At 60.9% G+C, this 14,212-nt stretch carries 12 protein-coding genes; 5 read left to right on the top strand and 7 right to left on the bottom strand.

The genetic code is table 11. The annotated features are described in order from the left end of the window. Positions 1-342: 342 nt before the first annotated feature. Both OH764_RS19095 and OH764_RS19090 read left to right on the top strand, forming a co-directional pair. Positions 343-1,290: a LysR family transcriptional regulator gene (locus OH764_RS19095; protein WP_027777430.1), complete on the top strand. Its 948-nt coding sequence runs from the start codon at positions 343-345 to the stop codon at positions 1,288-1,290. Between the two features lie 96 nt (positions 1,291-1,386). Beyond that, positions 1,387-1,692 (top strand): hypothetical protein, encoded by a 306-nt coding sequence (locus OH764_RS19090; RefSeq protein WP_027777429.1) that lies wholly within the window; start codon positions 1,387-1,389, stop codon positions 1,690-1,692. A 104-nt stretch (positions 1,693-1,796) separates the two neighbouring features. Here the strand turns inward: OH764_RS19090 and OH764_RS19085 are convergent, their stop codons facing one another. From OH764_RS19085 to OH764_RS19055, 7 genes are all read right to left on the bottom strand, one after another. After that, positions 1,797-2,831 carry an NAD(P)(+) transhydrogenase (Re/Si-specific) subunit beta gene (locus OH764_RS19085; RefSeq protein WP_498850340.1) on the bottom strand — a complete coding sequence of 345 codons (1,035 nt, stop codon included), beginning with the start codon at positions 2,829-2,831 and terminating at the stop codon, positions 1,797-1,799. Between the two features lie 63 nt (positions 2,832-2,894). Beyond that, complete coding sequence (locus OH764_RS19080) at positions 2,895-3,716, bottom strand: fumarylacetoacetate hydrolase family protein (protein WP_498851241.1); 822 nt, start codon at positions 3,714-3,716, stop codon at positions 2,895-2,897. Positions 3,717-3,798: 82 nt separating this feature from the next. Further along, positions 3,799-5,994, bottom strand: coding sequence for an acetate--CoA ligase family protein (locus tag OH764_RS19075; RefSeq protein WP_408255616.1), 2,196 nt, complete (start codon positions 5,992-5,994; stop codon positions 3,799-3,801). A 101-nt stretch (positions 5,995-6,095) separates the two neighbouring features. Further along, on the bottom strand, positions 6,096-7,343 hold the full coding sequence (frc, locus tag OH764_RS19070) for a formyl-CoA transferase (RefSeq protein ID WP_498850339.1): 1,248 nt from the start codon (positions 7,341-7,343) through the stop codon (positions 6,096-6,098). 24 nt (positions 7,344-7,367) lie between these two features. After that, positions 7,368-9,131 carry a thiamine pyrophosphate-binding protein gene (locus OH764_RS19065; RefSeq protein ID WP_498850338.1) on the bottom strand — a complete coding sequence of 588 codons (1,764 nt, stop codon included), beginning with the start codon at positions 9,129-9,131 and terminating at the stop codon, positions 7,368-7,370. 515 nt (positions 9,132-9,646) lie between these two features. Next, entirely contained in the window at positions 9,647-10,366 is a 720-nt protein-coding gene (locus OH764_RS19060; protein ID WP_027777423.1) for a GntR family transcriptional regulator, read from the bottom strand. Continuing rightward, positions 10,344-10,562 carry a hypothetical protein gene (locus OH764_RS19055; protein WP_020068042.1) on the bottom strand — a complete coding sequence of 73 codons (219 nt, stop codon included), beginning with the start codon at positions 10,560-10,562 and terminating at the stop codon, positions 10,344-10,346. Before OH764_RS19055 ends, OH764_RS19060 begins: the two co-directional genes overlap by 23 nt. Before the next feature lie 356 nt (positions 10,563-10,918). On the opposite strand from OH764_RS19055, the gene shiA reads away from it, so the two are divergent. From shiA to OH764_RS19040, 3 genes are all read left to right on the top strand, one after another. Continuing rightward, on the top strand, positions 10,919-12,235 hold the full coding sequence (shiA, locus tag OH764_RS19050; protein WP_498850337.1) for an MFS transporter: 1,317 nt from the start codon (positions 10,919-10,921) through the stop codon (positions 12,233-12,235). 371 nt (positions 12,236-12,606) lie between these two features. Next, positions 12,607-14,010, top strand: coding sequence for an L-lactate MFS transporter (locus OH764_RS19045; protein WP_027777420.1), 1,404 nt, complete (start codon positions 12,607-12,609; stop codon positions 14,008-14,010). A gap of 10 nt (positions 14,011-14,020) precedes the next feature. Further along, on the top strand, positions 14,021-14,149 hold the full coding sequence (locus OH764_RS19040) for an MFS transporter small subunit (RefSeq protein ID WP_020068039.1): 129 nt from the start codon (positions 14,021-14,023) through the stop codon (positions 14,147-14,149). Positions 14,150-14,212: the final 63 nt, after the last annotated feature.

The raw sequence follows: 14,212 nt of genomic DNA, 5'->3' as shown, positions 1-14,212 counted from the left end.
TTTAGTGCAGCCGGCCACTGCGCCGTGCTGTATGTGTCCCGCCTTATCGTTATGACCCGAAAAGCCTTGCAATTCGGGAATTTTTATATCTGCGTCTTTAAATCGCTTCCTTTTAATTAGCGAATTAATCATCGCCTTTTGGGAAGTTCTTAATTCCGACCAATCCTTTCTGCTGCTTCCGCCGATTCCCTATCGGTCCCGCCACGCCTGAATCCAAGCGTTAACCCGAGTGTGAGGCCGGCAGCTTCGTTTTTCTTTACAAACTCATGCTAGGGTCATTGCTGAATTACTAATAATTAAAGTTTGTTATTATGTTGATTCACGTTTGCTTATACATCGGCCATGACGATGCGCAATGCCACGCTCCGGCAGTTGAAGGTATTCGAGACCGTGGCGCGCCACTTGAGTTTTTCGCGCGCCGCCGAGGAGTTGCACCTCACGCAACCCGCCGTTTCCACACAGGTCCGTCAGCTTGAAGAGCACGCCGGCTTGCCGCTCTTCGAACAGCTGGGCAAGAAGATTTACCTCACGCCAGCCGGCACCGAAATGCTGCACTACAGCCGCGCGATCATTCAGCAGTTTCACGAAGTCGACGAAGCCATGAGCCAGTTGAAAGGCGTCTCCGGCGGCAAGCTGAATGTGGCGGTCATCAGCGCCGGCGACTACTTTTTCCCACGACTGCTCGCAGAGTTCACGCGGCGCTACGCGGGCGTCGTGCTGAATCTCGCAGTGCACAATCGCGAGGAGTTGCTGCATCAGCTCGCGACCAACCAGACCGATCTCGCGGTGATGGTGCGCCCGCCGCATGAAATGGACGCCACGAACGAGCCGTTCGCGCCGCACCCGTACGTAATCGTGGCCGCGCCTACGCATCCGCTCGCCCAAAAGCGCAACATCAGGATGAGCCAGTTGGCGAACGAGGCATTTATCGTACGTGAGCGCGGCTCGGACACGTGGAACTCCATGGAGGAAGGATTCGCCGGTCGCCTCTCCAATCTGAAGATCGCGATGGAGATCAAGAGCACCGAGACGATCAAGCAGGCGGTCATTGCCGGCATGGGCATCGCATTTCTGTCCGCGCATACCATCAGTCTCGAGTTGCAGTTGGGGCACCTCGTAGTGCTCGATGTCGAGAGCTTCCCGGTCATGCTCAACTGGTATGTCGTTCATCGGAAAAACAAGCGTCTGCCGCCCGTTGCCGTGGCGTTCAAGCGCTTTCTGATGGAAGAAGGCGCGAGCCTCATCGAGAAGATCACTCGGGTGAAGGAACTGAGCGTGTATAAGCAATAGCCTATGGAAATCCAATAAAACTTTAACTATTGCAAATCGATCAGTACTTCTATGCTGCAAGCAAGTTCCATCACTTGTCAGCCCAGGAGGCCGATCATGAACCACGCTTCGGTTGCGACTCATGCCAGCGCACGGACAGCCCGCGCTACCGCCGACCATCCCAACGACCCGCATCTGAGCGCCTACAACGCCGCGTTCAGCGATCTGGGTCTGCGCTTTCGCTGGGACCACGCCACGCTCGACATTCTCAGCGAGTTCAACAGCGAAGCCGCTCGCATCACCGCTTTTATCGAGCGCTTTCACGCACATCTTCACCGCGCTTATGACGCCGATTTTCTCGCTCAACTGATCCTGCAGAAGAAAGCGCAGTACTACAGCGAATTTGCCGCTACTGGCGAATGAGCAGCGCGGCGGGAACATGTTCCCGCCGCGTAGAGACTCTGTGGTTCTCGTTCCTTCTGCTGACAGATTGGCCGTCGAGGTCTGCGCTTTCATCGTGGCGGGCTTCATGGCTGTCGGCTTACCGGGAATCGGTTGGGCAGGCGGCGCGCCGCAGATGCGCGAGTGTGCGATTGCCCGTTGCCGCTGTTATGCCAGCCTCGACGGTGACGGTATGCTGCCGCGCGCACCATGCCAGCCTCCCACGCGTCACACATGTCGTCCGGCTGTGCGTCAGATCGCCAGTCCATCGCGCCAGCAATGCTGCGAACGCCGCGCGCGGCATGGGCATGCGCGTGGACGTTCGGACACTCGCAAAACTCCGAATACCCGGAACGCTCGGAATACTCGGAATACTCGCGCCTGAGCATCGCATGCACGCCTATTGACGATGCAAGCGCACTGATTGCGAGCAGCGCGGCGAGTCCGAACGGCTGTACCGCTTCAGTCGCGAACCCGTAGCCGAGCCATCCACATAACAGAAACGCGGCGCCGTTGACGACGTCGTGGCCCCGACGCGCCGCCACACGAAGCGGCAACACGCCGCGCATTTTGCAGAATGCAATCGCCGATGTGCCGAAGATCAAAGCGCCGGCGAACACGGCCGTGCAAAGCTCGATTCGCTCGAAGACCGCCTCGATCGACGACGGCAGTGACGACGGCGGCGATAAATACCGCCCGACGCCGACGACCACGATCGACAGGCCCATGCCGCTCGCCACCAGCGCGACGAGGGGGGGTTGCCGTGCGAAATTGCGCCGGCGCACGAGCTGCGCACCGACAACGGCGCCTGCAACTGCCGCGCAAATATCGGCGACGCCGGCACCGAGGCCCGCGGCGAACACGCCGGAAACGGTGGCGGCCAACGCGGCGGCACGCCAGCAAGGCTGACTTCCGGGCGCCGCATTCGAGCACGACCGCGAGCGCGAGTTATGAATCGGCATCCGCGGTAAGGGCCGCAGCATCAAAGGCAGCCCGTGTAACGGCAATTGCCCGAGCGCCGCAAGCACCGAGCCGAGCGCACAAGCCAACAGCCCGGCAAGCGTTGCCGTCAACGGTACAAACAACCCCAGCCACACGGTACTGTCTGACGCTTGCGACACGCATGCTCCTTCGTGTACTCGCTGCAACTCCGCGCGCTCGTGGCCCGCGGACCGACCCACCGTTCAAACGAGTCCCGCTACGACGCCTGGTTTCGGCGTCTCTGAACCGGCCGCGCGTGCCGGGTTCAGCGTGTTGCGCAACGTGCCGATCCCTTCGATGGAAACCGACACCGTCGCTCCGTCCTTGATCGACCCCACGCCTATTGACGTACCGCATGCGATCACGTCGCCGGGTTCAAGCGTGAGGTCTTGCGAAATGAGGCTCACCTGCTCGGCCGGCGAAAACACCATGTCGGAGAGCGGATAGTTCTGCCGCTCGACGCCGTCGAGCATCGTCACCAGATTCGCGCTTTGCCAATCGAAGCCTGAGACGATCGCCGGGCCAATGCAGCAGAAAGTATCGAAGCCCTTGGCGCGGCACCATTGCGGAAAATGCGGATTCTCGTTGAGCAGATCCGCAGCGGTCACGTCGTTGACGAGCGTGTAGCCGAAGATCGCCTGCGCGGCCTCCTCGACATCGGCATCCCGGCAGCGCCGGCCGATCACAATGCCCAGTTCACCTTCATAGACGATCTTGCCCGCGTAGCTGGCCGGCCGGCGGATCGGCTCATCGGAGCCGATCACGGAGCCCGCCGGTTTCAGCAGAAACAGCGGGTGCGTCGGCACCGGCTTCTCGAGCTTTGCGGCAAGCGCGTGATAGTTATTCCACAGCGCGACGATCTTGCCGGGCGCACAAGGCGCGAGCGGCGTCAGTGCGCGCGTGGACAACACCACGCCGGTCGGTACCGGCTGATCGAGACTTTCGTACTCGTGCAGGTAGGCACCTTCGACGCGGCCGAACACCAAACCGCCGTCGCTCGACATGAAACGCATCCACGTATCCATATGCCGCTCCTTGAGCGCTTCGGCACGATCTTCGTCGCTCATCGCGACGAAAACCGTGCCGCCTCCCGTTTTACGCGTCGGGTCAAATCAACCCGGCACCGCGCGCCCACTGATATTTCGCACCCAGCACCGCTACAGGAATTTCTGTCGAATACGCGTACGCGGGAACACCATGCGCGTACAGGTACTCGGCCGCCTCTTCCACCTGCACGTCGCCCGCGAGCGATGCGACGATCGGCTTCTCGATGCCGCGCGCTTTCATTTCTTCCTTCACCTCGACAACGAGTCGCGCGAACACCATCGGCGGCGTAATGATCGTGTGCCAGTAGCCGAGAATGATCGCGTGAATGCGCGGATCTTCGAGGCCGAGGCGTATCGTGTTCTGATACGTCGACGGCGGCTCACCGCCTGTGATGTCGACAGGATTCCCTGCCGCGCCGAACGGAGGAATGAACTTGCGGAACGCGGCGTCGAGATCCGCGGGCATGGTCATCAACGACAGACGGTTGTCCACGCAAGCATCGGACAACAGCACGCCCGAGCCGCCCGCCCCGGTGATGATCACCACGTTCTCGCCCTTCGGCGTGGGCAGTTTCGGAATGCCGCGCGCAAACTCCAACAGGTCGCGTAGAGACCGGGCGCGTATCACGCCGCACTGCTTGAACACGTCTTCGTAGATGCGGTCGTTACCCGCAAGTGCGCCCGTGTGCGAACTCGCAGCGCGTGCACCGAGACTCGTGCGGCCCGCTTTCAACACCACCACTGGCTTTTTCTTCGAGACGCGCGCCGCGGTCTCCGCAAATGCGCGACCGTCTTTCAGATCTTCGCAATGCTGCGCGATGATGTCGGTGTTCTCGTCCTGTTCGAAGAAGGTCAGCAGGTCGTCTTCGTCGATATCGGACTTGTTGCCGAGACCTACAATGGCCGACACGCCCATCTTCGCCGAACGCGAGAAGCCGATGATCGCCATGCCGATACCACCGGACTGCGAAGACAACGCCGCCTTGCCCTGCACATCGTACGGTGTGCAAAACGTTGCGCACAGATTCTTCGGCGTGTAGTAAAAGCCGTAAATGTTCGGGCCCATCAGGCGAATGTCGTATTCGCGCGCAATCGCAACGATTTCCTGCTGGCCCTCCACGTTGCCCGTTTCCGCAAAACCTGAGGGAATCAGCACCGCGCCGGGAATGCCTTTCTTGCCGACTTCCGTCAGCGCGCCGGCGACAAATTTTGCCGGAATCGCGAATACGGCAACGTCGATATCGCCCGGCACGTCCAGCACGCTTTTATAAGCCTTGCGTCCCATGATCTCGTCGGCCTTGGGATGGATCGGATAGATCTCTCCCTGATAGCCGCCGTTGATCAGGTTCTTCATGACGGAGTTGCCGATCTTGCCGTCTTCCGCAGACGCGCCAATGACAGCGACGCGATCCGGCTTCATGATGCGGTTCATCTGCCGCACGATGTCTTCCTGACTCGGCCGGTAGCGCTCGACTGGAGGCTCGAAGTCGAGCACGATCCGTACGTCGGCGGCAATCGCGCCACGCTTGCTCGCGAACACCGGGTTCAGATCGAGCTCCGATATCTCCGGGAAATCGGATACGAGCCGCGACACGTTTTCAATCAAGCCGGCGAGCGCCTCGCGATCGACCGGCTCACCCCCGCGCACGCCTTTCAGCATCTCGGCGGCCGCAATGCCGTCGAGCATCGAACGCGCGTCGTCGCGTGTAGCCGGGGCGAGGCGGAACGTAATGTCCTTCAGTACTTCGACGAGTACGCCGCCAAGGCCGAACGCCACCAGCTTGCCGAACGACGGATCGGTGACCGCGCCGACAATCACTTCCTGGCCACCGCCGATCATCTGCTGCACCTGCACGCCGAGCAGATTCGCCTGCGCGTTATAGCGCTTTGCGTTCTCCATGATCGTTGCGAAGCCCTGCACGACGTCGGCAGCATTCTTCACGCCAACGAGCACTCCGCCCGCCTCCGTCTTGTGGAGAATTTCCGGCGAAACGATCTTCAACACGACCGGAAACCCGATCTCGGTAGCAAATTGCGCGGCTTCGGCCGCAGTCGTGGCGAGCGCTTCTTTCGGCACCGAAATGCCGTAGACGTCGCACACGAGCTTGCCTTCCGGCGCGGTGAGCGAGGTGCGGCCTTCCGCTTTGGCGTGATCGAGAATATGCCGCACGACGTCCTTGTTGGCGACCTGCGCGTGGCCGTCGGGCGTATGGGCGGTGCCGCGTTCTTTCAGTGAGAGCGTGTCTTCGTATGCCATGTCCTGCCGTCTCCAATGCGGGTTCGAAAGGCGCCGCCCGGCACCGCGCTCGCCTGAATGGCGAGCGGCGGGCGGCTTGCACTACGGTTTTTGTAATGCGCCTAGATGGCGCCGGCGGTACGCAATGCGCTGATCTGTTCGGGTGAATAACCCAGTTCAGCCATGACTTCGTCGGTATGTTCGCCAAGCAGCGGCGAGCGCTTGACTTGGGTGGGACTGTCGGACAGTTTGATAGGATTGCCAACTGTCAGATATTTACCGCGCGTCGGATGATCGACTTCGACGATCGTGCCGGTTTGACGCAGCGAGGGTTCTTCCGCGATCTCCTTCATCGAAAGAATCGGCCCGCATGGAATGTCGTACTTGTTGAGGATCTGCATGGCCTCGAACTTGGTCTTGGTCATGGTCCAGCGCTCGATCTCCGCGAAGATCTCTTTCAAGCGCGGCAGACGCGCGGCGGGCGTCGCGTAGTCGGGGTCGGTGGCCCACTCCTCTTTGCCGATCACGTTGCAGATCTTCGCCCACACCGGCGCCTGCGTAATGAAGTAGATGTATGCGTTCGGATCGGTTTCCCAGCCTTTGCACTTCAGAATCCAGCCGGGCTGACCGCCGCCGGACGCATTGCCCGCGCGCGGCACCGCTTCGCCGAACTTGCCGTTCGGATACTGCGGATACTCTTTCATTACACCCGTGCGTTCGAGCCGTTGCTGATCGCGCAGTTTCACGCGGCACAGATTGAGCACGCCGTCCTGCATGGCCGCGAGTACACGCTGTCCCCGGCCGGTTTGGGTGCGCTGATAAAGCGCGGTGACGATACCGAGCGCGAGATGCAACCCCGTGCCGCTGTCGCCGATCTGCGCGCCGGTCACCACAGGCGGGCCGTCGTCGAAGCCCGTGGTGGATGCCGCACCGCCCGCGCATTGGGCGACGTTCTCGTACACCTTGCAGTCCTCATACGGACCAGGGCCAAAGCCTTTCACCGACGCAACGATCATGCGCGGGTTCAATTCCTGAATGCGCTCCCACGTAAAACCCATGCGATCCAGCGCGCCCGGCGCAAAGTTCTCTACCAGCACGTCGCATTTCTGGATCAGTGCTTCGAGAACCTGCTTGCCTTCGGGGTTCTTCGTATCGATCGTGACCGAACGCTTGTTATGGTTGAGCATCGTGAAGTACAAGCTGTCCACGTCCGGAATGTCACGCAGTTGTTCACGCGTGATGTCGCCTGCTCCGGCTCGCTCCACCTTGATCACGTCCGCGCCGAACCACGCCAGCAATTGCGTGCATGTCGGGCCCGATTGCACATGCGTGAAATCGAGAATGCGCACGCCGTCGAGTGCTTTGCCCATGTCGTGTCTCCTAAGGTATCCGTATTACTTGTACATGGTCTGGTTCTTCGTGCCCGGCGCGTACTCGCGCGGGTCGACCCAGATGTTGACGACAGCCGAGCGCCCCGTGCGATGAATCGCTTCGCGGGCACGCTGCAACGCGCCTGCGATCTGCGCTGGGTCACGCACTTCCTCGCCGTGGCCGCCGAGCATTTCGGCGAACTTGCTGAAGGGCACGTCGCTCAGCAGATTGCCTACATTGCCGCGCTCGTCGCCATATTTGGCTAGCTGGCCGTAGCGGATCTGGTTCATCGCCGAGTTGTTGCCGATCACCGCGAGGTACGGTGCGCCAAAGCGGTTCGCCGTTTCCATGTCGAACGCGGTCATGCCGAACGAGCCGTCGCCGTAGTAGCAGAGCACTTCTTTCTGCGGATGCGCGATCTTGGCCGCAAGCGCGAATCCGGTACCGACACCGAGCGAGCCGAGCGCGCCCGGGTCCATCCATTGGCCAGGGCGGCGCGGACGAACGGCTTGCGCGGAGATCGTCACGACGTCACCGCCGTCGCCGATATAAACGGTGTCGTCGGCGAGAAACTCGTTGAGTTCGTAGGCCACGCGATACGGATGGATCGGCGTGCTGTTCGACTTGAAGAGCGGCATGAGTTTTTCGGTTGCCGTCGCTTCGGCGTCCTGCAACTGCGCCATCCACTTCCGGCGTGCCTGGCGCTTGTCATCCTTAAGGCGGCCACTTGCGGCTTGCAATACGGCGGCGAGGATCGCACCCGGATCGCCGACCAGGCCGAGGTCGATATCGCGGTTCTTGCCGACAGTTCGGTAGTCCATGTCGATCTGCACAAGCGTCAGTTCTTTACTGATGCGCTTGCCATAGCCCATCCGAAAATCGAACGGCGTGCCGACGACAATGAGAACGTCCGCATTGGCAAACGCCTGTGAACGCGTGCGGTCGAAGTGATGCGGATCGCCCGGCGGCAGGAGCCCGCGGCTCGCGCCGTTGAAATAGCCGGGAACGTCGAGGCCGCGTAGCAGCGCGATCGCTTCCTCATGACCGCGGGCGGTCCACACCTGCTGTCCGTACAGAATCGCGGGGCGCTCGGAATTGACGAGAATGTCCGCGAGTTTCTCGATGTCGCGCGGGTCGCCAATCGATTTCGTCGACGCGCGATAGTGACCCGGCTGCGGCACGACCGCGCGCGAGAGGTCGACTTCGCGGTCGAGTACGTCACGCGGAATTTCAAGGTAAGCCGGGCCGGGCGCGCCGTTGAAGCACTCGCGCGCGGCCATCGAGATCATGTCGGCGACCCGCTCCGTGCTCGACACGCTGGCGGCAAACTTCGTGATAGGCGCCATGATGTCGACGTGCGGCAGGTCTTGCAGCGACCCCATCTTGTGCTGCGTCAGCGCTCCCTGTCCACCGATATGCAGGATCGGGCTCTCCGAGCGGAACGCGGTCGCGATGCCCGTCACTGCGTTCGTGCAGCCGGGCCCCGCGGTGGTGACCACGCAGCCGAGCTTGCCGGTCTGCCGTGCATAGCCGTCTGCCGCGTGCGCGGCGACCTGCTCATGGCGCACGTCGATGATGCGAATCCCTTCGTCCACACAACCGTCGTAAATGTCGATGATGTGGCCGCCGCACAGCGTGAAGATCGTATCGACCCCTTCGTTTTTTAGCGCCTTCGCGACCAGATGGCCGCCCGAGACGACGCCCGCGTTGCGCGTCTTCTGCTTGAGCGTGTCTTCGGCAGTGGTGCTGGCTGTGCTTGGGTTCAGGGATGAAACAACTGCAGACATGGTCGTCTCCTGTGTGTCGACCGGAGCCTGCGCTCTTGCGCTCGGTCCGGTCCCATGCTTTGGCATCGATGGAGGTCTACGCGTGAGCGCTTACTCCGGTCCCATGAAAGACTGCTGCTTGGTGGTTCTGTAACGGTTGTCGACTGATGCCCCGCTCCGGGACTCGCCTTCGCGTTTTTAGCCCGACCTCTCCACATACGGTATGTGATATATCAAGAAGAGGCAAGAGTTATCCAACGGCCTTTTCAACACTTGCATTTCCCTGAAGAGCCCTACGGGACAAGGGATTGCTGCTTATCCCTGCTCGTCCCGAACATCGGTTCGAGGGAAAACACTGAGCGGACTGCACAAACGCTCACTGTTGATATATCACATACCACATTTCACAAGACGTCAAGCGCGGTGTTTCCCTACGCGCCAATCGCCAATGAAAAAAGCCCGCGGCGTGCGAACACCGCGGGCTTTTTGCTACTGATGCAAGACCGCTGGCAGCGGCCTCGTCTAAGTTTACGTTGTCAGTCGAGAAAATCGCAATTCTTTTCCACGAACGCCGCCAGGTCGAGCGAATGCTGACGCGTGAGACGTTCCGCCAGTTCCGTGTCCCGCTTCTCCAGCGCCTCGATGATGCGTAAATGGTCGACGATCGACCGCGACGCGCGATCGCTCTGCGAGATCGTCATGCGCCGGATCGCACGCACGTGGATAAAAATATTCTTGATGGTGTCGAGAATGATCTGCGACTTCGACAACTCGACGATCGCCTGGTGAAAGGCGATGTTCGCGTCCGAATACTCGGCAATGTGCTCGGCCGGCGTAGCGTCGCGGAAATTATCGAACATGTGCCGCAGGCGGGCGATTTCCTCGTCTGTAGCGCGCTGCGTCGCGAGACGCGCAGCCATGCTCTCGAGCGCGGCCCACATGTGGATCATTTCGACGATCTCGCGCTTGCTCTTGCGCACGATGTATATGCCGCGACGCGGGACCATGCGCAGAAAGCCTTCCTGCTCGAGCAGCGTCATTGCCTCCCGCACCGGTGTCCGGCTTACTCCGAGCGTTTCGCTCAGCACGCGCTCGTCCAGACGGATTTCATCTCGAGTCTGGTAGATGTCCGCGTCGGCAATAGCCTGACGCAACATTGCGTAAGCCTGATCGCGCAAGCTCGCGCTTGCGCCGATAGGCTGTAAAGACAATGTCAGAGGTGTTGCCACTGCTTCAGTTTGAAGTTCCGACGACATTCATCGCCTCTTGTTGAACATGCATACGATAAGGCACCGCCGCTTCCGCGCGCTGCTCATCAAGGCCGATGAAGCGACCATGTTGCGCTGCAAGTTGTGCGACCGGCTGCGGAATCCAGCGGGCCAGCAGAACGGTGGCGGCAGAGCCCAAGCCAACAACAGCGGCAGCCAGCAGCGAGAGAGGAACAAATTCCATTTGTAGCTCCAAACGATTGAGTGAACGAATGACTCAATCATATGCTGCATCGCCGCAAAAATCAATATTCGGTATGTAGTATATCAGTGACTGTTGTTTTCACATCACCTCTTACGGTAGCACGCACCGCTCCGTCCCGCCTGCCCTTCAATTAAACTCGCGCCGCTCCGTGTATACGCGGAAAACGCGCGCTATGCGCGCAGCAGCGTCCGATGATCGCGCAATATCGCCGAATTGCGGATTGTTCGGCGCCTGCCTCGTATTAATCTTCCGCACATCCTGCAACCGATCAGCCACGGCCGCGTAAGCCGCGACGGCGCCGGTCGGCAGTCGTTTCGAGAACCCAAGGAGACCGTATGAGCACCACCCTCTCGCCGGCCGCAGTGGCCGACAATCGCGCGGCGCGCAGCCGGGCACGCAAAGCGGCGCTCGGCAGCTTTGTCGGCGCTGTCGTCGACTGGTACGACTTCCTTCTGTACGGGATTGTTGCAGCACTGGTCTTCAACGCCGAGTTCTTTCCGAAGGTAAGCCCGGCGATGGGCACGCTGGCCGCCTTCGCCACATTCGGCGTCGGCTTTCTGTTCCGCCCGCTCGGCGGCTTTGTGTTCGGCCACTTTGGCGATAGGCTCGGTCGCAAGCGCATGTTAGTGCTCACTGTCATGATGATGGGCCTTTCTACCGCTGCAATCGGCTTATTACCGTCGTTTTCGACGATCGGCTGGCTCGCGCCGGTGCTGCTCGTCACGCTGCGCGCGATTCAGGGCTTCGCGGTCGGCGGCGAATGGGGCGGCGCAGCGTTGATGGCCGTCGAAAGCGCGCCGGAAAAGAAGAAGGCGTTTTACAGCAGCGGCGTGCAGGTCGGCTACGGCGTAGGCCTCGTGCTGGCGACGGGCCTCGTCGCGCTGATCAGCCGCTCTATGGATAACGCGTCGTTCATGAGCTGGGGCTGGCGCTTGCCGTTCCTGTTCAGCGTGGTGCTGGTGCTGATCGCGATGTGGATTCGCTCGAGCATGGAAGAGTCGCAGGAGTTTGTCGAAAAAGTCGGCGCGCGCGGCGAGCGCAGTGTACGGCTGCCGATTGTCGAAGCTTTGCTGCGTCATCCGAAGGCGTTCCTCCTGATCATTGCGCTGCGTCTCGCCGAGCTGTTCACGATGTATATCGTGACCGCGTTCGCGCTCAACTACTCGACGGCGAATCTTCACATGCCGCGCGAATTCTTCCTCACGATCGGCCTGCTCGTCGGCGCCGTGAGCTGCGTGACGATTCCGCTCTTTGCAATGCTCGCGGACCGTTTCGGCCGCCGCCGCGTTTATATAGTCGGCGCGCTCGTCGGCATGTTCAGCGCGGTGCCGTTTTTTCTTGCCCTCGAAGCACGCTCGACGGTGTGGATCGTCGTGTTCGCCGTGATGCTCGCGAACATCGCGCACGACATGGTGGTAAGCGTTCAGCAGCCGATGTTCACCGAACTCTTCGGCACCGAATATCGCTACAGCGGCGCGGGTGTCGGCTACCAGGTAGCGAGTGTGGTCGGCGGCGGCTTCACGCCGTTCATCGCGGTCGCGCTGGTCAGTTTTGCCGGCGGTTCGTGGCATCCGGTGGCGGGCTATCTCGCGATCGGTTGCCTGATTTCAGTGCTAGTCGCCGCGAAGATGAAAACCGGGCGCGCTGTCTGAACGACCGACCGCGGTTGAGACAAAGCCGGCGTGGCGCGATTGCCATTGCTGGCTTTTTTACTTTATGGTCTCGGTGGAACGGCTCTTTTCGGTAGGCCGTACCTCGAATTGACGCGATGGCTGCCGCGATGTGACAGATCTCCGTCGCATTTCCTCGGGCAATGCCTTATGCAGTTCTATCTCATATTGCCAACCCGGGCCTGCCGCCCTATCGTTCGACCAAGCAAGTTTCCAGCGAAATTTGCGCGCGTTCATATGAAGCTGAGCCGCATATATGAACCAGCATCCGATAGCAATTTTTACGCCGCCAACACTAAAGCATTCGGTCTGATGCGCCGATAACAAAGACTTCGCTTTCCGGGAGACCGACCATGAGCAGTATCACCGAGCCGCAGCACAATTCAGGCTCCGCGCCATTCTTTTCCAAGGAAGCCACCATCGCAAAACCCGGGTTTTCGCGCTGGATGGTTCCGCCCGCGGCACTTGCCGTTCATCTCTGTATCGGCCAGGCCTATGCGTTCTCCGTGTTCAACGGCCCGCTGACCAAGGTTATCGGCATCACGCAATCCACTGCCGACGACTGGTCGCTGACCTCTCTCGGCTGGATCTTTTCGCTCGCGATCGTATTCCTCGGCCTGTCGGCGGCGTTCGCCGGCAAGTGGCTCGAACACGTCGGCCCGCGTCGCACGATGTTCACAGCCGCCTGCTGCTTCGGCGGCGGCTTCCTTATTTCCGCGCTGGGCGTGTACCTGCACCAGATCGTGCTGCTGTATCTCGGCTATGGCGTGATCGGCGGGATCGGGCTCGGCTTGGGCTACGTCTCGCCAGTGTCGACGCTGATCCGCTGGTTTCCGGACCGCCGCGGCATGGCGACCGGCATGGCGATCATGGGCTTCGGCGGCGGCGCGATGATCGCGGCGCCGTTGTCGGTCGCACTGATGAATCACTTCCGCAGCGCAACGAGCATCGGCGTAGCTGAAACGTTTATCGTGCTCGGCATCGTGTACTTCATCTCGATGTCGATTGGCGCGTTGGCCATTCGCGTGCCGCCGGCGGACTGGAAACCGGCAGGCTGGACTCCGCCGCAAACCTCGCAGCAGAAGATGATCACGCGCAACCACGTGCACATCGACGAGGCCCTGAAGACGCCGCAGTTCTATCTGATCTGGCTCGTGCTGTTCCTGAACGTTACTGCGGGCATCGGCATTCTCGGCCAGGCTTCGGTGATGATCCAGGAAAGCTTCAAGGGCACCGTGACAGCGGCCGCCGCAGCCGGCTTTGTGGGCCTCTTGTCGCTGTTCAACATGGGTGGCCGCTTCGTGTGGGCATCGGCTTCGGACTGGATCGGCCGCAAGAACACCTACTTCATCTTTTTCGCGCTCGGCGCGGTGCTGTACTTCCTGGTGCCGAGCTTCGCCGCGTCCGGTCAGATGGCGCTCTTCGTGCTGGCCTACTGCATCATCCTCACGATGTACGGCGGCGGCTTCGCGACGGTGCCCGCCTATCTCGCCGACATGTTCGGCACGGCATTCGTCGGCGGCATTCATGGACGTTTGCTGACCGCGTGGGCCGCGGCTGGCGTTGCGGGCCCGGTGCTGGTCAACTACATCCGCGCCTATGAAGTCGCGCACGGTGTCGCAAAAGCCGACGCCTACACGATGACGGTTCACATCATGGCCGTGCTGCTGGTGATCGGCTTCATCTGCAATCTGTTGGTCAAGCGTGTGGACGACAAGCATCACATGACCGACGCACAAGTCGCCAAGGGCGCATAAGGAGACTCGCATGTCGACCGTTCAACCCGTTCACCCGACCAACAAGGTCAAGCTCGCCGTATTCTGGCTGTATGTGATGGTTCCTCTTGCGTGGGGCGTGTACAACACGCTCGCGCAAGCGATGAAACTGTTCCAGTAAGCCGCACCCGCACCCCGCCGTTTGTGCACGGCGGGGTGCCCGCCACCGGCACCTCTCGCCGCC

The sequence above is a fragment of the Burkholderia sp. M6-3 genome (assembly GCF_050858985.1).
Taxonomy (GTDB): domain Bacteria; phylum Pseudomonadota; class Gammaproteobacteria; order Burkholderiales; family Burkholderiaceae; genus Paraburkholderia; species Paraburkholderia caledonica.
Note: the sequence above shows the minus strand (reverse complement) of the source record. Positions and strands in the feature narration are given on the sequence as shown.

Coding starts and splice junctions, on each gene's coding strand:
- OH764_RS19095 (WP_027777430.1), top strand. CDS start 343: ATGACGATGCGCAATGCCACGCTCCGGCAGTTGAAGGTATTCGAGACC.
- OH764_RS19090 (WP_027777429.1), top strand. CDS start 1,387: ATGAACCACGCTTCGGTTGCGACTCATGCCAGCGCACGGACAGCCCGC.
- OH764_RS19080 (WP_498851241.1), bottom strand. CDS start 3,716: ATGGATACGTGGATGCGTTTCATGTCGAGCGACGGCGGTTTGGTGTTC.
- OH764_RS19075 (WP_408255616.1), bottom strand. CDS start 5,994: ATGGCATACGAAGACACGCTCTCACTGAAAGAACGCGGCACCGCCCAT.
- frc (WP_498850339.1), bottom strand. CDS start 7,343: ATGGGCAAAGCACTCGACGGCGTGCGCATTCTCGATTTCACGCATGTG.
- OH764_RS19065 (WP_498850338.1), bottom strand. CDS start 9,131: ATGTCTGCAGTTGTTTCATCCCTGAACCCAAGCACAGCCAGCACCACT.
- OH764_RS19060 (WP_027777423.1), bottom strand. CDS start 10,366: ATGTCGTCGGAACTTCAAACTGAAGCAGTGGCAACACCTCTGACATTG.
- OH764_RS19055 (WP_020068042.1), bottom strand. CDS start 10,562: ATGGAATTTGTTCCTCTCTCGCTGCTGGCTGCCGCTGTTGTTGGCTTG.
- shiA (WP_498850337.1), top strand. CDS start 10,919: ATGAGCACCACCCTCTCGCCGGCCGCAGTGGCCGACAATCGCGCGGCG.
- OH764_RS19045 (WP_027777420.1), top strand. CDS start 12,607: ATGAGCAGTATCACCGAGCCGCAGCACAATTCAGGCTCCGCGCCATTC.
- OH764_RS19040 (WP_020068039.1), top strand. CDS start 14,021: ATGTCGACCGTTCAACCCGTTCACCCGACCAACAAGGTCAAGCTCGCC.